This window comes from Planktothricoides raciborskii GIHE-MW2 (genome assembly GCF_040564635.1).
Classification (GTDB): domain Bacteria; phylum Cyanobacteriota; class Cyanobacteriia; order Cyanobacteriales; family Laspinemataceae; genus Planktothricoides; species Planktothricoides raciborskii.
The window spans coordinates 1068765-1092790 of sequence record NZ_CP159837.1 but is presented as its reverse complement, the minus strand read 5'-3'; the positions used below and the strand labels follow the sequence as shown (position 1 = coordinate 1092790).

General features: G+C 42.9%; 17 protein-coding genes. 10 read left to right on the top strand and 7 right to left on the bottom strand.

The genetic code is table 11. From position 1 onward, the window contains the following. Nucleotides 1-595 precede the first annotated feature (595 nt). The 5 genes from ABWT76_RS04455 (at nucleotide 596) to ABWT76_RS04435 (ending at nucleotide 7641) form a co-directional block, all read left to right on the top strand. Nucleotides 596-1204: a DUF3038 domain-containing protein gene (locus tag ABWT76_RS04455; protein WP_242053180.1), complete on the top strand. Its 609-nt coding sequence runs from the start codon at nucleotides 596-598 to the stop codon at nucleotides 1202-1204. Beyond that, nucleotides 1201-2613: a DUF4335 domain-containing protein gene (locus ABWT76_RS04450; RefSeq protein ID WP_054469942.1), complete on the top strand. Its 1413-nt coding sequence runs from the start codon at nucleotides 1201-1203 to the stop codon at nucleotides 2611-2613. Before ABWT76_RS04455 ends, ABWT76_RS04450 begins: the two co-directional genes overlap by 4 nt. Before the next feature lie 795 nt (nucleotides 2614-3408). Beyond that, a complete protein-coding gene (locus ABWT76_RS04445) occupies nucleotides 3409-4548 on the top strand; it encodes an anti-sigma factor antagonist (protein WP_054469941.1) in 1140 nt (379 codons plus the stop codon). A gap of 56 nt (nucleotides 4549-4604) precedes the next feature. Beyond that, the gene (locus ABWT76_RS04440) at nucleotides 4605-5102 is read left to right on the top strand and encodes an ATP-binding protein (RefSeq protein WP_322096588.1); all 498 of its coding nucleotides are present in this window, start codon (nucleotides 4605-4607) and stop codon (nucleotides 5100-5102) included. A gap of 127 nt (nucleotides 5103-5229) precedes the next feature. Beyond that, complete coding sequence (locus ABWT76_RS04435; RefSeq protein WP_156332085.1) at nucleotides 5230-7641, top strand: SpoIIE family protein phosphatase; 2412 nt, start codon at nucleotides 5230-5232, stop codon at nucleotides 7639-7641. Between the two features lie 268 nt (nucleotides 7642-7909). Here ABWT76_RS04435 and ABWT76_RS04430 read toward each other — a convergent pair whose 3' ends face one another. The 6 genes from ABWT76_RS04430 to ABWT76_RS04405 form a co-directional block, all read right to left on the bottom strand. Then, on the bottom strand, nucleotides 7910-8254 hold the full coding sequence (locus ABWT76_RS04430) for an STAS domain-containing protein (RefSeq protein WP_054469940.1): 345 nt from the start codon (nucleotides 8252-8254) through the stop codon (nucleotides 7910-7912). Between the two features lie 439 nt (nucleotides 8255-8693). Next, on the bottom strand, nucleotides 8694-9548 hold the full coding sequence (locus tag ABWT76_RS04425; RefSeq protein WP_354635705.1) for a pentapeptide repeat-containing protein: 855 nt from the start codon (nucleotides 9546-9548) through the stop codon (nucleotides 8694-8696). A gap of 53 nt (nucleotides 9549-9601) precedes the next feature. Further along, nucleotides 9602-12808 carry an EAL domain-containing protein gene (locus ABWT76_RS04420; protein ID WP_054469938.1) on the bottom strand — a complete coding sequence of 1069 codons (3207 nt, stop codon included), beginning with the start codon at nucleotides 12806-12808 and terminating at the stop codon, nucleotides 9602-9604. 942 nt (nucleotides 12809-13750) lie between these two features. Further along, nucleotides 13751-14662: a Uma2 family endonuclease gene (locus tag ABWT76_RS04415; protein ID WP_054469937.1), complete on the bottom strand. Its 912-nt coding sequence runs from the start codon at nucleotides 14660-14662 to the stop codon at nucleotides 13751-13753. Nucleotides 14663-14797: 135 nt separating this feature from the next. Continuing rightward, nucleotides 14798-17605: an EAL domain-containing protein gene (locus ABWT76_RS04410; protein WP_354635704.1), complete on the bottom strand. Its 2808-nt coding sequence runs from the start codon at nucleotides 17603-17605 to the stop codon at nucleotides 14798-14800. A gap of 1148 nt (nucleotides 17606-18753) precedes the next feature. After that, on the bottom strand, nucleotides 18754-19026 hold the full coding sequence (locus ABWT76_RS04405; RefSeq protein WP_054469935.1) for a hypothetical protein: 273 nt from the start codon (nucleotides 19024-19026) through the stop codon (nucleotides 18754-18756). A gap of 218 nt (nucleotides 19027-19244) precedes the next feature. Between ABWT76_RS04405 and ABWT76_RS04400 the strand changes: the two genes are divergently transcribed. Next, complete coding sequence (locus ABWT76_RS04400) at nucleotides 19245-20060, top strand: SirB1 family protein (protein ID WP_190880666.1); 816 nt, start codon at nucleotides 19245-19247, stop codon at nucleotides 20058-20060. A gap of 849 nt (nucleotides 20061-20909) precedes the next feature. On the opposite strand, the gene ABWT76_RS04395 is transcribed toward ABWT76_RS04400, so the two are convergent. Continuing rightward, nucleotides 20910-21299 (bottom strand): hypothetical protein, encoded by a 390-nt coding sequence (locus ABWT76_RS04395; RefSeq protein ID WP_354635703.1) that lies wholly within the window; start codon nucleotides 21297-21299, stop codon nucleotides 20910-20912. Between the two features lie 374 nt (nucleotides 21300-21673). On the opposite strand from ABWT76_RS04395, the gene ABWT76_RS04390 reads away from it, so the two are divergent. The 4 genes from ABWT76_RS04390 (at nucleotide 21674) to ABWT76_RS04375 (ending at nucleotide 23928) form a co-directional block, all read left to right on the top strand. Then, a complete protein-coding gene (locus ABWT76_RS04390) occupies nucleotides 21674-21961 on the top strand; it encodes a hypothetical protein (RefSeq protein WP_354635702.1) in 288 nt (95 codons plus the stop codon). 262 nt (nucleotides 21962-22223) lie between these two features. Next, entirely contained in the window at nucleotides 22224-22565 is a 342-nt protein-coding gene (locus ABWT76_RS04385; RefSeq protein WP_054470439.1) for a hypothetical protein, read from the top strand. Nucleotides 22566-22567: 2 nt separating this feature from the next. Then, nucleotides 22568-22849, top strand: a complete 282-nt coding sequence (locus tag ABWT76_RS04380) for a hypothetical protein (RefSeq protein ID WP_054470438.1) — start codon at nucleotides 22568-22570, stop codon at nucleotides 22847-22849. 692 nt (nucleotides 22850-23541) lie between these two features. Further along, on the top strand, nucleotides 23542-23928 hold the full coding sequence (locus ABWT76_RS04375; protein ID WP_072160969.1) for a hypothetical protein: 387 nt from the start codon (nucleotides 23542-23544) through the stop codon (nucleotides 23926-23928). The last annotated feature ends 98 nt before the right edge of the window (nucleotides 23929-24026 follow it).

Sequence of the window (24026 nt, the reverse complement as noted above, 5' to 3'; positions counted from 1 at the left end):
GCAAGTAACCAGGGCAAGTAACCAGGGCAAGTAACCAGGGCAAGCAACCAGGGCAAGCAACCAGGGCAAGCAACCAGGGCAAGCAACCAGGCCTAGTGGTGCGATCGCCGTCAGTGCAAATCAACCAAAAATGCCCATAATATGGTGCGTTGGGAGCGGACATTTATCTTTAGGGTTTTTAATTATAAATTTATAATTAGTGACCGCAAAGACGCACCCTACAGCGGAGGAACTCTAGCTTAAAAGCCTGGATGATTAACCTGAATGAATCATAGACCATTCACCAAAAAACTTGCCGGTTTTAACATATGCCACTTGAATTCAGCGGTTGACAAAACGCCCCCAGGAAAAAACAAGTTAGACCCCTTGGGTGAAAGGGTGAGAGGGAATTTTCCGAGGGTCAGATCCTTTCTCAATGGTCGAAATTTAATCCATCGCCTTTTTTCCGGTAGAGATTAAATCGCGACGGCAATTTATGATCAGATAGAGGGCCGATCGCTTTTCGCCCGACCTCTGTAGTCTAATTCTGTAGAATCTGAGAATATACTGATTCTCGTAAACTATTATCCTGATTATGAATAGTGTGGTAGACGTAATGGGCTCTAACAAGCCACCGGATCCGAGCGAACCGCTCATTTTAGATAATTTGCCCGATCCTCCAGGGGAATGGCACAAGGGATGTCCCCGTCGGGGTCGGTTAGAAATAGATTTAATGTTGCTGGCGATTGAAGCCCTGGATCTCGGTGGGTCGGAAGCAATCTTGCTTTTAGCCAAAGACTTAGGACTGCAACCGATTATTAAAAATCGGGTGGCCTTGTGGCGGATGCGGAGCACCAATCCCTTACGCCGTTATAGCCAACGCAGTCCCTTATCCTTAGCAGAGGGGAAAGCCCTGGTCTCGATTGTGGGCTTTTTGGCTCGACGCTTAACCGCATTAATTCGACAGTTGCTCATGGACTACCAGCAACTCAATCGGAAACAAATTCCCGTAGAACACCATTTGCTCTTAGGGAAATATCTCGAAAGATTTAGAGCGCATTTTCGCAGCCGGATGAACCCGAAACGTGCGGCAGTTTTGGCTTATTCTTCTAATGAGAAGTTGAATGAGTTGGCTTTGGAGTTGCTGAGTAAATTACTTATTTGCACCGGCACTGCCGGAATACAACGTTTTTGGATTAGTTTGTTTGATGGAGAAGTTGAATGACTATTCAACGTCAGTATAGTTTGCCGAATTGCCGGTTGATTTTGGAAGGGTTAAGCGAACAGACGACCCTCGGTGCCAATGTGCAGCCTTTGATGTCGATTCTGCTGAATGCTCAATGTTATGTGACTGGATTGGAGCAACCCGTCAGCGGTGGGCTAGATTTTTTTCAGAGTTTGGTGACGGCAGTCAGTCATTATGCTCAGGAAATGTTGAGCGGGGTGCGATCGCCTATTCTGCTACCCAATAATGGTAGTGGGGAGCAGCCGCATCAAGGCACCTGGGTCAACCTCGAAGCCATTCCCGGTAATTTGCATCGCTTAACGGTCTTGTCTGGGGAACTTGGGCGTCAGTCGGCCCCGATCCAGGTGGATCTGACCACGGTGCAGTTATTTGATTTGATTGAAGCGGTGGATCAGTTCTTTGCCGATAAAAGCACTCTCCCCGCATTGACCCTGAGTTTAACCCCGGTTTCTAAGAAATATCTCCGCACCCAAGAACCAGTCGCGAAGAAAGTCGTTCCTTTGGCAGTGGGAGTCTCCGGTTTAGCGATCGCCGCCACCGCCTTTTTCATGGCACCGATCCCAGAAATTAAACGGCCTACAGAGGATCCGGTAACACAGTCCACTCGGAATGAAATCACCGATGGGAAAACCGCCGGTTCTTCCGGGGCAAATCAGCCACCGGGAACCGCTAACTCTGGTTCACCCCTGTCCGCTTCAGATTTAGAAACCCTTCTGGCGCAAACTCCAGAAATTACCGATCCCACCAGACTGACAATTTTACAGCAGCAATTGCGGAATCAACTTGTGGAGACTTGGACAAATCCGGCAACGTTTACCGAACCGTTAATCTATCAAGTTTCCGTAGCCAAAGATGGGGCGATCGTCGGCTACAAAGCGGAAAATGATGCCGCCAGAGATTATGTTGAGCAAACCCCCTTATCGCAAATTCTGTACAAACAGACTGGCGGTGGCACCACTCCGGTGGAAGAAATTGGCTTATTTAAAGTGGTACTCGAACCCAATGGGGTGCCAGAAGTGAGTCCCTACCGGGGGCTAACCGGCAGACCCAGCCCACCGCCTGAGATTCAAGATCCGGCGATGGTGGAAACCTTATTTAAGCAGTTGCGTGACAATCTGATTGACGAGTGGAAAACGACACCAACATTTCAGCGGGATTTAATTTATAAAGTTTTGGTGACAGAAGATGGGGCGATCGCCGACTACGAACCGCAAAATCAACCAGCCCGAGATTATCTTTATGAAACGCCTCTGCGCCAATTACATCAGCCTTCTGCGGCTCTGAGAAAAAACAGTGACGGTAACTTAGCTTATGTTCCAGTGGTCAGCTACCGGGTGGTATTTACCCCCAGACAAGTTCTAGAAGTGACCCCTTGGAACGGCTGGTAAATCGCGATCGCCCTACCCGCGTATCCGGGAATACTTCTGAGCTATGATCCATAGCGCTGAACCGTCACTTCCATCTCTGGTTGGAGAACTCGATCAATTACCCCAGGGGATTATATTCTGAGGCAGCACTAAAACAAAAGTCCTGATTTTACTGCTATCCGTAGGGGCAATTGATCCATTGCCCCTAACACCGAGCCTGATCGTGCGTAAGTACAGAAAATCAACGCAGCAACCGGGTTTTTGCTCAGTCCCTGAGCAAAAACCCCAGATGTTAACTTTTTTTAACCCGCCAGATCCCAGGAAACTGATTTTTTATTGCCAAAACAAAAAACGTTAAAAAACTATAAAAAATTCTCGCTCAAAAAGGAGAATTTAGGTTGCACAGTTCCCATATTGCACGGGAAAATATCCCCGCCGGAAAAATAAAACTTCAGAGTGGCAGCCCTGGATAGAATGTTGTCAAATCCGCTTGGCGTGGGTGGTTGTAACCGGGCAAATAGATAGTGTACTATTGAAAAATAATTCAGTGCCAGTCTATGCTCTATGATATCTATTATTTGGGGCGATCGCGCCAAACAATAGATAATTACAGGCCGATATCTCAAAGATCAAGGCATTCGCTTGCTGTCCTCATAACCGAGATCGTCAGCTAGATCCTCAAATAGAGTCATCAACAAACCCCCGGTAAATCAGACCCCAAAATCTCTGACCCCCGCCTTCAAGGGGGCAGGTTTAGTTAAAATATCTAGACCAAAACTAGGCCAAAATCACTCGCTTATTTACCCTTCCGGTTCTATGCCCACTCAAAACCCCAACGCAGAGTTTCCGGTTTCGTTTAATGGCAATACCGCCACCGTTCACTTACCACCTCGGATCAGCATATTGGAAGCCGTTGCTTTTAAGCAAACCTGTCACCAACTTGCCGAGCGTGAGCCAACTCCGCACAAAATCGTACTTGATTGTAGTCAAACAACTTTTATTGACAGTAGTGGAATTGGTGCTTTAGTTTATAACATCAAAACCACCAGACAACAGAAAATTTCCTTGGTACTCTGTCAAGTGCAACCGCAAGTCATGGCAGTCTTATCCATGACCGACCTGTTACAACGAGTAACCATTGAGGAAATGCCTGATTCTCAGCCAAATTATCAGCCAAATTCCCGGCCAAATTATCAGCCAAATTATCAGCCGAATTATCAGCCAAATTATCAGCCGAATTATCAGCCGAATTATCAGCCAAATTATCAGCCAAATTCCCAAAAATCCGGTCGGCAAGTCATTCCCACCTTGGATAAGGAACAAATGGCCTCTCTACCGACGACTCATCCCTCGGTGAAATCTAAAGTGAAACGCTTGATCGATATTGTCGGGGCGCTCGTGGGTTTAGGCATTACGGCGGTTTTATTTATTCCGATCGCCGTAGCCATTAAACTCAATAGTCCCGGCCCAATTTTATTCGGTCAAATTCGTTGTGGTTGGATGCATCGGCCATTTAAAATGTGGAAATTCCGCTCCATGTACATTGATGCGGAAGCGCGGAAATCAGAGGTCAAAAACGAAATTGAAGGGGCGAAATTGTTCAAAAACAAAAATGACCCGCGAATTACGAAAGTAGGCCGTTTTCTGCGGCGCACCAGTCTCGATGAACTGCCACAATTTTGGAATGTGCTTAAAGGAGAGATGAGTTTGGTGGGAACCCGACCCCCCACTCCCGATGAAGTGGAACGCTATGAAATTCCAGAATGGCAACGGCTAGACGTGAAACCGGGCATGACCGGCGAATGGCAAGTAAATGGCCGCTCAAGCATTAAAAATTTTGAAGATGTCGTTCAGTTAGACCGACAATACCAAAAAAACTGGAATTTGCTCTATGATATTAAGTTAATACTCAAAACTATCTGGGTAATTTTTCACAAAAATAGTGGAGCTTTGTGAAGTTACCGAGAACCATAATCCAGTGATTCAAGATTTATCCTTATTCCTTAGAAATTGTGTTAAAAAACCTTGGAAGCTGGTGGAAGCAATTCACAGCCCAGCTAAACAAGCAAGCGGAAAAACCAGAGCCACCACTGAAGCGATCGCAAATTCAGGTATTAACCGATCTGAATCAGTTAGAAAATGTCCTAGAATGGTTTGAGCAATTCAATGCTTTACCTGTAACCAATGAATTCTGGTGGCAATGTCAAACTGCTTTGGCAGAAGGCTTCACCAACGCAGTCCGCCATGCTCATCATAATTTGCCTCGTACCACTCCAATTGATATTGAAGTCACCGTACTTAGCAATTGGTTTGAGATGCGAATTTGGGACTATGGCCAGCCTTTTGATTTGCAATCAAAACTCAAATCGATTTCTCAAGAAAAATACAACCCCCTCGAGCGCACCAGCGGCAGAGGAATACTATTTATGGATCGGTTAACCGATGAGTTAGATTACAGTCGAACCCCCGATAGCCGTAATTGCTTGCTGTTGAGAAAAAAAATTGGTTGATTAGGAAATCCATTAGCTTACTGCTCTGATAATTTGGGCAAAACAGGGTGGAGACTTTATCAAGATACTCACTCCAGATCCTGGATATTATATACAGTATATTGTATCTTAATGCAAAAAATATTTAATGTCAGGTTCTATCCCGAAGACAGAGCAATTGGCTCATCATAAATTATCAATCTCCATCATTGAAAATCGCGATCGCTCTTGGGGTCGCAAGAAAGCTCTTAATATGGCAGTTGAAGCAGCATTTAAAGACCTCATGCGCCTAGCCGCGCAAATTTGTACCACCCCCATTGCCCAGATCCACTGGCGAAAGAGGGACGGCAGTTGGTTAAGGGTACAACCAAACAATTCTGCCGAGCCGATTTTTGCTCCTGATATCGGGTTTTGTCTCTGTACCATCGAGCAATCAGGATTATTCATAGTTCCAGATACCCTCCAAGATCCCCGATTTAGTCATCATCCTTTGGTGGTCAATCCTCCTGCCATTCGCTTTTATGCCGGAGTCCCCCTGCGAACCGCTGATGGCTATTTGTGGGGAACCCTTTGCATTATGGACGATCAACCGCGATCTTTAACCGACCCACAAAAAGACGGACTAGAAATTATTGCTCGACAGGCGATCGCCCTTTTAGAATCTGGGGTCAAAGATCCAGAACTCCAGCATTCAGAACAGCAATTCGTCCCACAAATTCAGCAGTCCAATGGCGACAAAAATATCACCTCACGATTACTCGAAACCCTGTTACCACAGACGTTTAATTTAATGGCGATCGTCCGGTCGTCAGACCAAGGATTTCTCTATGTCAACCCCTCTTGCTGTGAAGCCCTCGGTTACACAGAAGCAGAATTTAGTCATCTCTCTTGGGGCAATATTCTGCATCCAGACTGTGGAGAAGATTGCTGGCAATTACCACAACTATTGATTTCTAAACAAACATTAGAAAATGTCGAATTAATTTTATTAACCAAAGAAGGCGATCGCCTCTTTTGTCAGGGCAAAATATTTTGTCATTGGCAAGACGGAAACCCCTGCTCCATTTGTGTTATTCTCCAGGACATCACCGCCCAGAAAAAAGCGGAAGCCAAATATCGACAAATCTTTGAAAATGCCACCCAAGGACTTTTTCAAGCCACCTTATCCGGTGGTTACACCACCGTTAATTTAGCCCTAGCCAAAATATATGGCTATGATTCTCCCCAACAATTTCTCGCCAGCGTCAGCAATGGCGCTGAATTATATGTCAATCCCGATCATTGGGCTGACTGCATCAAAAAGCTGACCGTTGAAGGTCGCATCTGTTGCGAAGCCGAAGTAAAACGACGGGATGGCAAAAAAATTTGGATCGAAGAAACCTTTGAGCTCTTGTGCGATCTCCACAACCATCCCATCGGGGTGGAAGGCTTTGTGGATGATATCACCAGCCGAAAACAAGCGGAAACCACCTTACAAACTACTCGCGATCAACTCCAAGCGGTCTTAGATGCAGTACCCGGAACCGTGTCTTTAATTAGTTCTAATTTTCGGTATCTAGGCGCTAATCGACATTTAGCCGCCACTTATAATTTACCCCCAGAAGAGTTTGTCGGTCGAGAAGTCGGCTTTCGTGAATCAAAATTTGGTCAATTTGTGCGGGAATTTTTTGCCAATCAAACCGAGGAAGCCTCTATAGAAATTGACACAAAAGTCAATGACGCTTTTCACAGTGATATGGTGATTGCCAAAAAATGGCAAGGCAATGAAGCCGCTGTATTTGTCGGCATTGATATTACCGAACGCAAACGGGCAGAAGCGGCTTTACAAGCGGAACTAATGGAAGCCGCCGATTATGTCCAATCTCTGTTGCCAATCCCCGCCATCGAACCTGTCCGCATTGATTCTCGCTTTATTCCCTCCCAACAACTCGGAGGAGATTGTTTTGATTATTATTGGTTGGATGACGACCATTTAGCCATTTATTTACTGGACGTATCGGGACATGGTTCGCGGGCAGCATTGTTGTCCGTGTCCGTACTCAACTTTTTGCGATCACGCTTTCTGCCCAACACCAACTTTTATGAACCCAATCAAGTGCTCAATGCCTTGAACCAAGCATTCCAGATGGATCGACAGCGGAATATGTACTTTACCATTTGGTATGGAGTCTATAACCGAAGCACTAGAAGTTTACTCTACTCTTGTGCCGGTCATCCCCCCGCCATGTTAATCACCAAAAATCCCGAAAACCTTGTGGAAGTCAAACAACTTTCTACATCGGGTTGTATCCCTATTGGTATGTTTCCCCAAGCAAAATATATCAACGACTCTTGTCAAATTGAACCGGCATCCAACTTATACATATTTAGTGATGGGATTTATGAAATTCCCTTACCCAATGGCGAAATCTGGCAATTAGATAACTTCATTCAAGTCCTCGCTGATTACACCGAGAAAAATCAATGTAGTCTGGAAAATATTTTACAAGCCGTTCGTTCATTAAACTTTGATGATGCGTTTAATGATGACGTATCACTCTTGCATTTTGCCTTTGATTAATTCAGCCTAAATTTTTTCTTTAGATCGACATTTTCACCCAAACATTTCCCATCAAACAAAAGGTGCTGTTTCAGTTTATTAAAATCTTTTTCCAGTTTTTCTCCGGGCGAGGCAATTATTAAATCATATAAAATTATGGGCGATCGTAAGACCGCCCATAATTTTATTGATTATCTGATTTTTTTTAGCTGGAAAAACCTGAATTATATTTTACTAATCAATCAGGATAAAAAACAATTCATTCTCCTTTTATTCTCCTTAATTACGATTATTTTTTTGAGCAAAATTTATGCTTAAATTCCTCTTCATCACGAAAAATTTCGATGACTTTATTCAAGCCAGAAAGTTCAAATAACATATTGAGTTGATTATTCAGAGAACACACATAAATGTGCATCCCCGCTCCTTGAACAGTTTTAATGGCTAAAACCACCGCACCTAAGCCAGAACTATCCATAAAAGTCACATCTTTAAAATTAATTAAAACGATGTCAGCTTTACTCTCAACATCAGAAGTGAATTCCAGACATTTGTTAACCTCCTGATTAAACTGACTAGCTCTAGTGCGGTCTAGCAGCCCAGCGGGTCGAATAAATTTAATCACAGGACTCATAAGGCTATGTTTTAGTAAATTGATTTGACAACGATCCACGGCAGCAGCGATCCATAACCTACGCTGCTCTAATCACAAGTTTAGTGAATTGGACAACGATTCTCATCTTAGCTTGCCATGTGCCGCTTGGAAGGTTCAGATCGCAGAACCTTTCACCAATATATCCAGGGTTGAGGCAGGGGGAATCAAGCGATCGCTCCTCCCTCAAGGGATAAAATGACCAAAGAAAGCCCCCGTCCGGGTTTTCAGATTCCCGCTCCCATGACTCCGAAATCTAGGATGAATTTGAGCCAGTCTGTTAAAGTCTGAATATTAAGGGATCCGTGACTTGGAACTCCTTGCCCAAGGCACCAATTTCGTCACCGGAATTTCGTCACCGAAATTTCGTCACCGGAATTTCGTCACCAGAATTTTGTGACATTTGTTAAATGTCAAACTTTTAGCCTTGAACGTGCATTCCTGGACGAGGTAGGGCTAAACCATTCACCCCACCCGGATAATTTCCCGATTCTCCATTCGTCATATAAGGCGATGGAGAAATTCCCCGATTTGGGGGATAATTTTGTGGATAATTCGGTGCATTTTGTGAATAATTCGGGGGATAATGTGGCGGATAATTCGGTTGCATCATCATCGGATTATGATAAATCCCAATCACCCCCTCTAATTTCGCCCCGCCAAGATTAGCTCCGGTCAAATTTGCACCAGTCAAATTAGCGCCCCGGAGGTCGGCATTGCCGAGATTCGCATTTCTCAAGTCAGCATTACTCAGATTGGCATCTTTTAAATCTGCATCCACTAACCGCGCACCACTCAAATCAGCATTAGATAAATTCACTTCCAACATTTGCGCTTGAGCAAGATTAGCCCCACTGAGGTGAATTCCACTCAAGTTGGCATGATTGAACTGAGCCCCAATCAGATTGGCTCCCTGAAACTCGGCTCCACTTAAGTGGGCTTCGCTTAAATTACTCTTGACGCAATTCGCAAAACTGAGGTCTGCACCACTGAGGTTTGCTCCAGTCAGGTTGGCTTCAAATAGATTAATGCTTTTAGCATCTAAACCACTCAGGTCAGCATTTTTCAGATTCGCTCCGACTAAATTAGCAAAACTCAGATCCGCACCACTGAGGTTCGCTTGACTCAGATTTGCCCGATTCAGGTTGGCAAAGAGTAACTTAGCACCGCTGAGATCCGCTTGACTCAGATTAAATCGCGGCAGGTTGGCATCATGGAGAATGCCCCCTTGACATTGTTTAGTTTCTAGTAAGCGTTTGATGTTATTTGCATTCATGTTGTTTTTATGATCGGTGAGATTTTTGGCTTCGTCACCAGGGACATAACGAATTAAGCAGTATGTTGCCGATGATGATGATTATATTTTGTTAGCAGTTTAGTAGCTTGTAGGGCGGGAATCGGCGGACTAAACAAAAAACCTTGCATATCTTCACAATGCATTCCCCGTAAGACTTCTAATTGTTCCACGGTTTCCACCCCTTCGGCGATCACGCGGAGATTTAAGGCGCGACCGAGGGCAATCACCGCTTGGGCGATCGCCCGATCTTGTTCATCGATGCTAATATCTCGGACAAAAGACCGATCCACTTTCAGGCTATGGAAAGGGAATTTTTGCAGATAACTCAGGGAAGAATAACCCGTGCCAAAATCATCCATCGAGAGGTGAACCCCTAGAGACTGCAATTGACCGAGCACCTTGCCAGTCCATTCCACATTTTGCATGGCGATGGTTTCGGTGATTTCCAACTCCAGCAAATCCGCAGGCAGACCGGTTCTGGCTAAAGTTTCTCCCACCATCTCCACCAAGTTGGCTTCTTGAAATTGACGCGCTGAGAGATTAACTCCCATACGGATCGGTGAAAAGCCCGCTTGTAACCAAGATTGATTTTGCTCGCAGGCATTGCGTAGAACCCATTCCCCAATTTCCACAATCAGTCCCGTTTCTTCCGCCAAAGGGATAAAGCGACTGGGGGGCACCAGACCGAATTCTGGGTGTTGCCACCGCACCAATGCTTCCATGCCAAAGATTTTCCGAGTTTTTACATTAACTTGAGGCTGATAATGCACTTGTATTTCGCCGCGTTCTAAAGCCGCGTGCAAACTATTTTGCAACGCCAACAACTCCGAGGCTTGAGAATTCATCGTCGCACTGTACATTCGGTAAGTAGACCGCTGTTCTTTGGCCTGGTATAGAGCCACGTCCGCATTCCCTAGCAATGTTTCCATGTCTTGACCATCCTGGGGATAGACCGCCATACCAATGCTGGTGGTGATGTGCAAGGGGTGTCCGTCTAGGTCAAACACAGGTTTTAAAGCGGCAATAATTCTTTGGGCGACATGAACTGCATCATCAGGAGTATGAATTTGGGGTAGCAGCAAGGTAAACTCATCACCCCCCCACCGGGATAGGGTGTCATTTTGCCGCAGACAATGACAAATCCGTTGGGCTACTTGCTGTAGGAGTAAGTCCCCGATCGCATGACCGAGAGTGTCGTTAATGGTTTTAAATCGGTCTAAGTCCAAAAACATCACCGCCAAGTGATGACCCTGATGCTGGGCTTTGGTTAGCGCTTCTAAGAGACGCTGATTATATAAAGCCCGGTTTGGTAGTCCGGTGAGCAGATCGTGAAACGCTTGGTAGTTGACTTTTTCTTCCGCGTGCTTCCGTTCTGTAATATCACTGATTAAGCCATCGTAGGAGACGATCTGACCGTGGGCATCTTTGCGGACAACTGGGGTATTTCTCACCCAACGGAGTTCGCCATTTTTGTGGATAATCCGATGTTCTAAGGGTTCGGCTTTTCCTTCCGTCAGAATTTGCGCCGTTTGGTTTCTTACGGGTTCCAAGTCTTCGGAGTAAACAATTTCATACCAAAGTTGAGGATCTGCTTGATATTCTTCTGGGCTATAACCTGTGACCGCAATACAGCCATGACCATGTTCCGTGGCGATCGCCTTGCCGTGTTTCACTCTCACCGTATATATATAGTCAGTGACAGACCCCAGGAGTTGTTTATAGCGGGCTTCGCTTTCTCGGAGTGCTTGTTCCGCTTGCTTGCGTTCAGTAATATCGATCCCCGTAGTCATAATTGCCGGTTCCCCCTCATAAATGACTGGGGTAAAAGTCGATGCCATCTGAATCCGATGGCCATCAACCCGAATCAGTTGATGTTCAACTGGATCTAAAATGCCATTATTTTGGCTGGCTTGCTTAAATTGAGATTGAATTAATGCTTTATAATCTTCTAACCAAAATTTTTGCAACGGTTGACCGAGCACCAGCTTAGAATTCCTGGTTCCCAGGAGTTTTAAGGCGGTGGGATTGACAAAGACTAATTTGCCTTTTTTGTGAACAAAAATTGCCGCTGGGGATAATTCAATCAAATTACGGTAACGTTCTTCGCTGCCTTTGATGGTTCGTTCCATCTTTTTGCGATCGCTCAGATCGAAAGCTGTCCCCAATAGGCCAACTTTGCGATCGAACTTAATTAATTTCACCGTAAAATCAACCCACCGTTCTTCACCTGCTTGGGTGAGCATTTTAATCTCTCCTCTCCAGGTGACAGGCTGCTGAGTATTTTTTTTATGCTGCAAGCTTTTTTTAATTTTTTGGTGAAAGTCGGGATGAATCACCTGCCAGCAATTCATGGCGAGCAAGGTATTTTTACCATAGCCGGTTAAGGTTTCCATTGCTGAATTAACGTAAACGAACTGTTTGTCTTGATAAATAAAAGTTGCAATAGGAACCGTTTCAGCGAGTTGGTAAAACTTCTTTTCATTGCGTCGTGCTTCTTGCAAATGGTGACTATCTGTAATATCTTTAATTAACAAAAAAACGCCTTTTAATTTATTGTTTTTATGTATTTTTGCCCAATAAATCAAGGCAATTATTTTTTCTCCTTGTTTAGTTTTTAATTTTTTTTTGATTTGTTTTATTTCGGGAATTTTGACTTCAATATTCTGAGTCTGCTGAAACAAAAAATCACTTTTACCCAGAATTGCATTAACATTATTATTTAATAACTCATCCGCATTGTAGCCTAATTTTACTAATAAATTTTCGGCAATAAACTGAATTCTACCAGAAGCATCCAGAATTATTTGACTATCGGTGATTAAAGGATGAATTATCCGAGAATTTTTAACGGTTTTTATGGCGAATTTATTTAAATAACTTTGGGTGGCAAAATCATTTTTTTTCTGCTTCAGTTGATTGGCGGTATATTTAGCTTGGTAAATAAAAATAGCAATTCCGCCCAGGGTCAAACCCGAAATTACCATAAATAATTGAAAGTCATAAATATGTAAATCATCTAAATAATGAGAAAAATGAGAAAAATGATTTGGTGGGGGCAATAAGCGATCGGCTTTACTGGTATAAACTTCTGGATATATTCCCGTGTACAATAAGGCTGATTTTAACTGAAAATTTTGGTATTTTTTCTCATTAAGATTATCAGAATATGCACCTAATTTGACCCATTTATTTTCAAGAATTAATGCGCTTATGGCATTTTTTGTAAAATGTTCATGCAAGCTTATGCTAATTTTGTTTTGATTAATAGAGGCAAATTTTTCATCAATTATGGATGATTTTACTCCTAAATTTTCCGATATTGTTATTCCAGTAAGCGAGAATAATTTTGCAGAAAATATGGAAATTTTTTCTGCAAAACTTATTATATGCAAGGGTTGGCAAAATCCGCATATAATTAGCAGAATACTAATTCTGACGAACCTGTGAATATTTTTTTTCATCGTTAAAAACCATTGGGAAATTAAGAGATTCCTGAGAACAGGAATTTGCCATAAACAAATCTAAAGAATCGCTGGAACATATAGCATCTCCAGGAATCGAAACAGATTGTGAAAAACAGGCTAAACAAACAATATTCAGCGCACAGACAGTCATCTTAACACAGTCATATGAGAGATCAAATAACCCACTTTTATCATTGCACCCACTGATTTTTTTGAATCGAAAACTATCCCTTGAAAAATCGATTAACCTAAAGTGGCACAAAACCTGGATAAGCTAAAATTTGACATATGCACACCTTGATTCTACTCTTCTGATTTTACTACGTGCTGGAAGCATCCCCCAGAGAAATCATTGACCAACCTACATCGAAAGTTTTCAGGTGTAAGGATCTGAGCGTTTAGACAAGGATCGCGGTGATTACGATCGGTGAGACTAAATAAGTAGCGAGGTTAAACAGCGAGATTAAGCACGGAAACCCTGTTTCTGTCGCTTCGGTTGCATCCGCAACGCCGAAGCGATCGCACCCCACAAAATAGGGGCAACAGGAGTTTCCCTAGGGGGGCTTCGTCCAACATTGGTGTCAACCCCCGCGAATGCGGGGCAGGGAATTAATTCCCTGCCGTTGGTGGAAACTTGAGCTTAAGTGTAATTATCAAGACCAAATCGTCATAGTTTCCAGGGCGGCAAATTGGCGATCGCCTCTCCGCCAGAGTTATTTACAGTTCTTCGGGGTTAATTCCCTGCGATCGCAGTAACTCCGCGAGTCGTTCAGCCCGTTGGCGTTCCACTTCCGCCCGTTGGCGTTCCGCTTCCGCCCGTTGGCGTTCCGCTTCCGCCCGTTGGCGTTCTTGCTGTAATTCTACTTCGGCTTGTTGGCGTTCCGCTTCCGCCCGTTGGCGTTCCTGCTGTAACTCCAATTCGGCCTTTTCCGCCCGGTGGCTTTCAATTCTTGCTCGTTCATCTCCGGTTAGTAGCAAATTACCTTGACTATCCCACCACCGCAGCCACGGCAATTCTAAGTTGCCATATTGTCCGAGCCAAATGCCCAATTCTACGCCCATTGGCTCAATGGGATAGTGACCTCGTTCATTCGCTGCCACTAACTCATAATGATTGGCGATTAGGCGATATACTTCTACACTGGCTTTCTGTACTTCATAAATCGCATAAAAAGCCGGACGGATCACTTGTTCATATACCCAAAATTTACCGGGTTTTTGGCGTTCTCCAGAGAGTTGGGATAAGGGAGTGCGATCGCGTTCTTCTGAACCATCTCCTGAGACAAATTCAATGGCAATTAAAGGAGGAATATATTCCTGCCATAAGACATAAGAACGTCTGAATTGTCCATCCAAAGTTGGCGGAACGTTGGGAACATAAAACCAGTCGGGACATTCCGCCCCTTTTTCTGGGGGTTGGGTTAATCGCCAATAAATCCCACAGTCTTGACCGATCGCATATTGTTGGTCTGGATGCAGTTGATCTAATGTCGATTTCAGAGAATCAGTGAGTAAAATACTTTGGGGATGCTCCTGAAAGTTTTTCACAAAAGTACCGTCGGAGTCAGGTAGTTGAGTATGGTCGGGAAGGCTAGTAATTCCCAGTTCTAATGATTGGGCGATGGCCATAGTTAATTGTTTCTCATCGCAGTTTATAGGGTATATTATAGCATTTTGAAAGGATTTGATTGGTGCGATCGCCTCTCCAGGTTCATTACCCATTATCCATTACCCATTATCTATTACCCATTACCTATTATCCACTTAGGATAAATGAAATTTACTGGGCAAACTAAACAAACGATTTGCCTCCGACGCAAACAGTGGTGGACTCAAAAAATTACCTTGCATTTCGTCACAATCAAATGTCGCTAAAATTTCTTGTTGTTCGGGAGTTTCAACTCCTTGAATAACCACTGGAAAACCCAGTTGATTTCCCAAATCAATCATGGTGCGTAGTAGCGCCAATTCTTTAGATTTTTTTGCTACTTTTTTGAGAAAAAAACGATCAATTTTAATCCGGTCAAAAGGCAAACTTTTGAGTGCTGTTAACGAGACAAGCCCACTGCCAAAATTATCCAAAGCCAAAGCAATTCTCATCCGGTGTAACTGCTGCAATCTGTGGCGAGTAAATTCTAAATCTTGCATCGCCGTAGCTTCATTAATTTCTAAGCCCAAACATTCAGGATTAACTCCCGTTGCTTGTAACACCTCACTGATAATAGCTAATAAATTTTGTTGCTGAAATTCTGCCGCTGACAAATTGATCCAAACTTTAACCGGCGGCCAGCCAAGGGTTTGCCAAATAGACAGTTGCTCGCAAGCACTTTCTAAAATCCAGCGACCTAACTTGACCATGAAGCCCTTTTCTTCTAATAAAGAAATAAATTTTTCTGCTGGCAGTAATCCGAGGGTGGGATGCTGCCAACGAATTAATGCTTCCACTCCTCTAATCTCACGGGTTGTTGGGTGGAGTAATGGCTGGTAAAACAGGAGAAACTCTTGTTGGTTCAACGCCTGTTCCGCATTATTTTCTAATAATAAGTATTCGGGAATTTCCGAGTGCATATAGGGAGTGTAAAATTCATAGCTATTTCGTCCCGTTTCTTTGACCCGATATAATGCGAGATCGGCATTTTGCATCAAGGTGGACGCATCGATGCCATCTTCAGGATAAATGGCAATGCCAATGCTACAACTAATATATAGTTGATGCTCATCGATCAGAAACGATTGCTGGATGGAGTTAATAATCCTCTGGGCAATATGACCAGCATCGACTGAATGGTGAATCTGATTCAGGATGACAATAAATTCATCGCCTCCCCAGCGAATAATCATATCATCTTCTCGCTGGGACTGTTTTAATCGTTGGGCGACGATTTGCAAAAGTTGATCCCCTACTCCATGACCTAAAGTATCGTTGATGATTTTAAATCGATCTAAGTCGATAAACAGGAAAGCGGCTTTTTGCTCTTGCTGTTGCGCGATCGCCAGCATTTTCGGTAGAGATTGTTCGAGTTGCTGTCGGTTGGGTAAACCTGTTAAAAGATCGTGAAACGCTTGATGGTGAATCAGGACTTCTTGCTGATGGCGTTGGATCGCACCACCAATACTACCGGCGATCGCCACTAAAATTGATGCTTCACTTTTTGACCAAGACCTTGCCGTTTGGCAATCATCAAATCCCACATAGCCAAAAAATTCTTCTTGGACAATAATAGGGACTAACAAACTGGAAACAACATCGGGATAACCAAATACAGCGCGATCGCCTGGACTCATTTGCTCCGTCAAGATCGTCAAGGGTTCACCAGCTAATAAACAGGGGAAAATCTTTGAGTCCGTGGGAATCAGCAGATGATCCGCTGTTTTGGCGCTGGAAATTCCCTCAGCAGTCCACTCATATTCCATAATTAAGCTAGGTTGACTGGCGAGCCGAGCGCCAGTCAATTCGCAATTAAAATCGCAATTTTTTCTTTCTATGCAGACATAAACCCGATGCACTCCCACCACTTCCCCTAATTTTCCTAACCCACGATTCACCGCTTCTCGGTGGTTAGGATTTAACAATAATTCATTCATAGCTGCGGCCACAGCTTCCAGCAAGCGATCGCGTTTCAGCAATTCGATTTCTGCTTGCTTACGCTGGGTAATATCAACTACCGTCCCCTCATAGCCAATGATTTCTCCCGCAGCATTGCGAATTTTTCGCGCACATTCTGAAATCCAAATAATTTGGCCATCTTTCCGATAAATTTCTGATTCAAATGCCCAGACCGCATCTTGTTTTTCCAGTAAGTGGCGAAATTCATTCCGACGTTGAGGATTTACATAAAGTTGATGCTCAATATCGGTCAGATTAGCCATCATTTCTCCAGGGGAATCATAACCGTAGATAGTCGCTAACATCGGGTTAACAGTTAGATAACGACCATCGGCGGTGGTTTGAAAAATGCCCTCCACCGCATTTTCAAAAATACTCCGATATTTTTCCGTAGTCTCTTTTAATTGTTTTTCGGTTTGTTTTTGATGGAGTAACACGGTCAATTGAGGCATCATATTTTGAATCATCTCCAGTTTAACTGGATTTTTCGGGTTAGATTTCAGCATAAAAAATAAAATTACAGCAACGACTTCATTTGAAATCACAACGGGGATACCAAAACCGGATTTGACTCCCAGTTTTTTCGCCATTTCGACTCTGGAAAAAAAATTTTTTGACAATTTAGAAATATCAGGGTAAAATTCTGATTTTTTCGTCACCCATATTCGTCCGGGCAAACCGATATTAGGGGGAAAAATAAATTCTAAACTATGGGTTCTTAATTGAGCGATCGCCAAGGAATCCCGATTAAATTTAGATTGACTACATTGCAAATAATCCCCATTCGGACTGGGAACCCACACTTCTCCATAATCCCAGTCCGTTGCTTCACAAATCCGCTCTACTGCAAGGCTTAAAGCGGTATCAAGATCGTCAGCAGCCGCTATCTCTAAAATTAGCCTTGGCAATAAAGACGCATACATTTTTATGTCCGTATAACCTCGTTGTTCTTGGAAAGCAATCATTTTGTTTATGTCCAGATTGTTTATGTCCATATTTTATATTTTGGGTTTTGTTTTCAGGTAAACGGGCTTTTCCTGTGAAGCTTGATTCAAATTTATGAAAGCGATCGCATTCAGAATGAATCACAAAAAATATAGGTAGATTAAGTAATTATATATTTTGACCTCTCAAATCAAAAAAAACTGGCGATCGAATATTTTTGATCTGCTCGGTTTTATGCGCGAGTCATCCACGGTTAATTAAAGCTTTGGCCAAATGCCGAGTGAAGCGGTTATGACTCTAGACCCTGATTTAAAAATTTTTAACCTGGACTCATTCACGGGACAAGTAAGCTAGAGAGTAAGCTAGAAAAGTTTTTCTCCAAGTGTCTTTTATTAAAAAACACTTCTCGTTTCCTGGCTGGGCTGAAAGATTTTTCGCCCCTTTAAGGCGATCGACAAGAAAGCACTTTAAGATGCGGTTGATTCAATACTACCCAGCAAAAGTGATAGCTTGGTGACACTGGGATCGGTTCGGTTTCGCTAGTCACGATATCCATTATTGCTAATTCCCTGGTGACAATGGAACAAAATGCCGATAAACCTGCATTTTCACTTCGGAGCTAGATTTAGCGGTAGATTTAAATTTAGTATGAGTACGAGCATCAAGGGGCTGGATCCAACCCGTTATGTATTTAATCTATTTTTAAATTGAGTAAAAATGGACAAAATTTCCGCATCAAATTACACAAATTACACGAATTTTAACGTAAATCTAAAAAAAATATAAAAAAATATTAATAAAATGATAGATTTTTCGGGGAAACTCCATGACCGTCATCGCGATCGCAGACCGCGATTTGCTGCCGAGCGATATTAAATTATCCCCTCAAATGTCAGTACACTGAATCATAGCAGATTTCTTGGGGCAAATCGAGCGAATGCCCCGACTAAATATCTCGCTTGCATCTAGAGAGATTCTGTCTTAAAGCTGACGATTAATTTCCCGGCAAGATCAGGATTTTAACCTTGATATTCATATTATAAATACTCAATTTGCCAATTTTTTTTGTTTTTAATAACAGAGATTTTTAAGGTTATTTATTGACCCGTTTTCGTAATCAATGTCACCGCCAAAGAATGACAATTTTCTTCAACGGTAGGAATTGACATCAGGGTACGAGTATATTGATTTTATGCTTTTTAATAAACTTGCTAAAAGCTTGTTTAGACATTTTGACTTTAAAATTATCTGTCGTCAACTGATAAGCTGCGGTCACATTGTCCTCGACAATCAAAGTCAAAAACGTGCCAATTGCTTGAGGTAATCCTTTGGTTTTCCGCAAAATCCTGATGGCAACGATAACCCAAACTAATAACAAAAGACCGACCAGACTCCCTAGACCAATTCCGAGATAAGATAAATACGGTGGAAATTTTTCCATAAAAGAACTGATGTTAACTTAATAGAGCATCAGCTATAATAGTACATCCGTAGAAGTGGAGGAAACGGTGAACGGTGAACCGGCAACGCTTAACCAAGAACCAAGAACCATCAACCATCAACCAAGAACCATCAACCACGAACGGTTAATAAATGTATCCCTGACTTAAAATAGAAAAACAGCATAGAACCACCTAAAAGGCAGTCTTCACTTGTAACATGGAATTTTCCGCAGCGCGACAATTATTTTACCAAGAAATCCAGCAGCCAGATGAACAAATTAATCTGGCAAAAGCGGCTTTATATATTGCTCAAGAAGAATATCCCGATCTGGATGTCGAGCAATCCCTCGAAACTTTTGATGTGATGGCGGAAGAGGTGCGGCAACAGTTGCCCCCAGAACGCTATCCCCTCCGAATCATCAAGACCATTAATCAGTATTTGTTTGATGACCTTGGTTTTCGGGGCAATACCGATGATTACTACGATCCGCGCAATAGTTTTCTGAGTGACGTAATTGTTCGGCGCACGGGGATTCCAATTACCCTGTCGTTAGTATATCTGGAAGTGGCTCGGCGCATCGATTTTCCGATGGTCGGCATTGGAATGCCCGGACATTTTATCATTCGTCCAGATTTTGCCGATGCGGGGATTTTTGTGGATGCATTTAATCGCGGGGAGATATTGTTTGCGGAAGATTGGCAGCCCCGATTAAGTCAACTGTATGGTCAACCTGTGCAGTTGCGGCCAGAATTTTTTGCCCCAGTCACGTCACGACAGTTTTTAGCCCGGATGCTGATGAATTTAAAAATGATTTATCTCCAACAAATGCAGGCGAAAAAATGTCTGGGGGTAATTGACCGGATTTTGCTGTTGTTTCCCGATGCCCCAGACCAACTGCGCGATCGCGGCCTTTTATATTATCAAAGCGATCGCTGGTCAGAAGCACGGCAAGACCTGGAATCCTATCTGGCGATCGTCCCTGATGCTGCCGATGCCGCGATCGTTCGCCAATTGCTCGATCACATCAGCTAATTACAGGGTCTAGGGTGTGGGGTGTGGCTCAGGGTAAGAGGTGTAGGCTGTAGGCTGTGGGGTGTGGGGTGTGGGAAAAAATAATAGATAATGGATAATGAATGAGTAAACAATTGTCAATTGTCTATTTTCAATGGGATTTTTTCAATGGGGTTTTGGTGTGTAGAAGACTTACTCAAAGCCAACCGCAATCAACAAGTCTGAATTCTACCCCTGAGGATTAAATATCACTATCTTCAAGACAACCCAGTGACAATGGCGAAATCCTTGTAAATCATCGCAGCCACCTTTCGCATAGTTGCACCACGAGCGGCATACAATGCTTTCCCGCTAAGTTTTTGCAAGGAACCATCAGGCAGTAATTGATAAGCACGGTTCAGCCAATACTCAAGAATTCGGCGAATAGTGTTTCAACAAACTTTTTGTTGAAACACCATTCTCTTTGAGTGACATTTCAAATTTATTATTGACGTACAGCCACATTATCGATCGCGCCATTCCTGACCCTTTTGCCTTGGACTTTGAATTGACAGTAGCGCCTGATTTTCGGACAACTTCCCCCAGCCCTAAAGCTTGTCGGAAGCGTCGCTGCGATTTTTTTTAGTCAGATGCTTCGGATTTTTTTTCTCTTGCCCCATTGTGTAATCAATGATTGGTTTTCCGTTTTCCAAGTATTTATACCAATTTCAAAAATTATTGCTACGATTTCGAGGTTAATTTGGGCGCCAGCCCCGGCGCCCCTACCGATGCCAAATTAATAACAGATATTGTAGGGGCAAGGCGTCCAAGCGCCCCAAATGAGTGCATCTTTGGTAATTAAAAATAGTATAATTATCAGGACGCTGAAATTCAATCTCCGTGTTTGCCGGAATATTTAACGAAAACCAAATTTCGTCCTGAACAGTAGTAGTCGAGGCAGACCGAGATTTTATCATCAGTTATTGGTAAAACAGTGCCATCAAATTTTAGTAAAAGTTCTTTATCCCCAATTCCGGCCTCGGTTGTTACCCACAACAAGGGAAAAATATCTAGCTGATGATCTGGGAAATATTTGAAAATTGGGAAAGTTTTTCGGTAAAAAGTTCCCTCAGCCGTTCGCTCCCAAAGCTGAAGCCGATAATGAGCGATCGACTCAGCATAAGCTCTTAACTGAGCTTGGCCAGCGGCTTGATATTGCAGGGTGGAGACGGCGGCAGAAACGGAGGAATAGCAGGGTTCTCGACCTCTGGTTTTAAGCAAAAGTTAACAACAAACTCTCGTCCGGTTCCCTTGATAAGACTGCAATAGTTTTCCCCCGTATATTCAGAAGTTAAATTCTTTACGACACTCCAGTTTTTTTTTCGCCATTTTATTTATGACTCATAACTAATTCTTAACCTTTGTAACGATTTATTTTAACCACGATAAAACTTAATCATTCTTTTACAGATTTCATTGCTCTGCTGAAGGCGGATAAACCGTCGGCTGGGGATTAATCCCCAGCTACCCTTTTATATTACCAGTTTTGCTTAAAATATTGATTGCTTTAACCTCTTTTTTTCTAGGAAAAGTTTGATGATTGTCGGTTTTCGCAGCTTAGGCTAAGTTGAATCCCTAAACAAAAAGGTTAATTTATGGGAGATAAAAATCTTGATTTTACGATTAGCAAACGCTCCTACAATCAAGCTGTAAAAACTTGGATTGAGCTAGATTACGCAGGCCGTATTAACGGCAATTGGGTTGATTGGCTGTTAGACGCGACGACTTTTGGCTTAGGAAGTCTTTCGGACGATTCTTCCATTGAAAAAGCACAAGTCGTCAATCAACTTGCTGTGGATTGTGTCGAGGACGGTTTTGAATCTATTGATTGTTATTTTGATGCACGAATACGCGGAGAACATTATGCTTTTTTGTCTGGGTAATTTGAGGTAATCTTAGGCTAATTAACATTTAATTGTTAAAAAAATTAGTTTTTTTTTAACAATTTTAATTGGCATTTTTACGCATTTTTAACCATTTTATAATTTTAGCATAGCTTAAGATTGGGAAAATTTAAGTCATGCTAAAATTTATTTTTAATTTTAATAAAAATAAATTAAAAATATTCAAGAGCATAAAAAAATACTTATTCAATTTTTTAGGAAAATTATCCATTAGTTATCCAGAAAAAAACAAAGAGTAAAAATGTTACAATTTACTGGCAATCAACCAGTCAGCAACAACACCAAAACTTACAGCAATAGCGCTCATGCTACCATTGCTGTGTCTGTGACGGCTGTCGATGCGATCGCCGCACGTAGTGACAGAAAGCGATTAATCATGATCAATCGTTCTGTTAATACTTTGTATGTGGCAACAGGTACGGTGGCCAGCAAACCAGCTACTGCCGCAAATGCTGAAATTGAAATTCCCGGCCAGTACGCTTATGAATTTTCTGCTGTGCCTACAACTGCAATCAATTTCCTTTGGGCAAGCAACTCGACACCTGATTCACGCGCCGAAGCTTTGATTACTGAAAACTGGTAATTATGATTCCTTTACGACCAATCATTGAGACTTCTGAGACCCACGCCCCAAACCACGCAATCGAGGGCACTGACCCGCTTACCCCAGAGGCGATCGGTGCAGCCGCCGCATCGCATACTCAGACCGGCGCTCAAATTTCTGGGAATATTTCCGGGAGTGCCGCCAATATTACTGGGATAGCTGCGATCGCGAATGGGGGCACCGGGCTTAGTACCGTATCAGCGGCAAGAACTAATCTACAAGTAGGAATGTCCGATATTCCGTACACTTTTAGTGAAGGATAGAGTTTATATAGTACATTTAAAATAACTAAATTCTCAAGTTTAGTTATTATTAGTGGAGAAGTGAAGAGGTCATCTGGGAATAATAATATTTTAGTATTGCCTCAAAATTGTCGTCCGATAAGCCGTGTTTATTTACAATGCTGGATGTACATTGACAGATATTATTTATGCACTGCGTTTTGTGCAGAAGCCATAACTTTAGAAACTGCTTCCATACCAATTCCGTCAGTAATTCCTTGGATCCAAATCAACGTTACCTTTTTGACTGCTAATCCTTAGATAAAATAAGTCCTAGCAAGGAATAGGATCCTATTGTTGGCTAGGGATTCCTGTCGCATTAAGGTTCCTTGCAATTTATCCACACCCGTAGGCTCTGGGAGGCGATCGCCGTTTGGCTTTAATAAGTTTGTGAAGTTTTATTAAGAATTTTAAGCAATTATTGCCTTTGGCGTTATAAAAACTTCATAATCAATCTCAGAATTTTATCGATCTTCTAGCCAGATATCACAAAGAGAGATACATAGAAGAGAGATGCATAGAAGAGAGAATTTTCCTCTTTCCTCTCTCCTCTTTCCTCAGAAGTGGTATAACGTGGCGATTACCGAAACGGATCCAACTAAAGCGGCATCCGCCCTAAACCAGATAATCCCATATCCACGAAAACACAGACAACACAACAGGAGTCAGGCATCATGGCACTAAAAAACTTATTTGGCAAAAAATCTGAATATTTCTTAGAATTGGACGAAGCCAAAGGCACTGGGTCAGCGACAACTGCACCAAAAGCTGAACCGGCTGCACCAAAAGCTGAACCCGCTGCCGCCAAAGTAGAAGCGCCGAAGACTGAGAAAGCCCCGGCACCGAAAGCCCCGGCACCGAAAGCGAAAAAATCTGAACCCGCCCCGGCCCCAGCAGCAGCCCCAGCCCCAGCCAAGCCAGCCCCAGCACCGGCAAAAGCTGCGGAACCCGTGGGTGGATTTGCGACCCAATATTTAATGCCCAGCACAGGCCCCCGTCGTCGTCCTGGTCCTAATATGAAAACTTTCTTAGATATGGCCAGCCAAATGGGAAATAAGTAAAACAATTAATTAGAAATATATAGATCGGAAACCGGGTTTCTTTGGTGAATATCAACAGTTATCTGTGGAATTCTAAAAAAAACCCGGTTTTTTGTCTG

What these genes read in the sequence shown, in the direction of transcription:
- ABWT76_RS04455 (WP_242053180.1), top strand. Translation starts at nt 596, where the DNA reads ATGGGCTCTAACAAGCCACCGGATCCGAGCGAACCGCTCATTTTAGAT.
- ABWT76_RS04450 (WP_054469942.1), top strand. Translation starts at nt 1,201, where the DNA reads ATGACTATTCAACGTCAGTATAGTTTGCCGAATTGCCGGTTGATTTTG.
- ABWT76_RS04445 (WP_054469941.1), top strand. Translation starts at nt 3,409, where the DNA reads ATGCCCACTCAAAACCCCAACGCAGAGTTTCCGGTTTCGTTTAATGGC.
- ABWT76_RS04435 (WP_156332085.1), top strand. Translation starts at nt 5,230, where the DNA reads ATGTCAGGTTCTATCCCGAAGACAGAGCAATTGGCTCATCATAAATTA.
- ABWT76_RS04430 (WP_054469940.1), bottom strand. Translation starts at nt 8,254, where the DNA reads ATGAGTCCTGTGATTAAATTTATTCGACCCGCTGGGCTGCTAGACCGC.
- ABWT76_RS04425 (WP_354635705.1), bottom strand. Translation starts at nt 9,548, where the DNA reads ATGAATGCAAATAACATCAAACGCTTACTAGAAACTAAACAATGTCAA.
- ABWT76_RS04415 (WP_054469937.1), bottom strand. Translation starts at nt 14,662, where the DNA reads ATGGCCATCGCCCAATCATTAGAACTGGGAATTACTAGCCTTCCCGAC.
- ABWT76_RS04410 (WP_354635704.1), bottom strand. Translation starts at nt 17,605, where the DNA reads ATGATTGCTTTCCAAGAACAACGAGGTTATACGGACATAAAAATGTAT.
- ABWT76_RS04405 (WP_054469935.1), bottom strand. Translation starts at nt 19,026, where the DNA reads ATGGAAAAATTTCCACCGTATTTATCTTATCTCGGAATTGGTCTAGGG.
- ABWT76_RS04400 (WP_190880666.1), top strand. Translation starts at nt 19,245, where the DNA reads ATGGAATTTTCCGCAGCGCGACAATTATTTTACCAAGAAATCCAGCAG.
- ABWT76_RS04390 (WP_354635702.1), top strand. Translation starts at nt 21,674, where the DNA reads ATGGGAGATAAAAATCTTGATTTTACGATTAGCAAACGCTCCTACAAT.
- ABWT76_RS04385 (WP_054470439.1), top strand. Translation starts at nt 22,224, where the DNA reads ATGTTACAATTTACTGGCAATCAACCAGTCAGCAACAACACCAAAACT.
- ABWT76_RS04380 (WP_054470438.1), top strand. Translation starts at nt 22,568, where the DNA reads ATGATTCCTTTACGACCAATCATTGAGACTTCTGAGACCCACGCCCCA.
- ABWT76_RS04375 (WP_072160969.1), top strand. Translation starts at nt 23,542, where the DNA reads ATGGCACTAAAAAACTTATTTGGCAAAAAATCTGAATATTTCTTAGAA.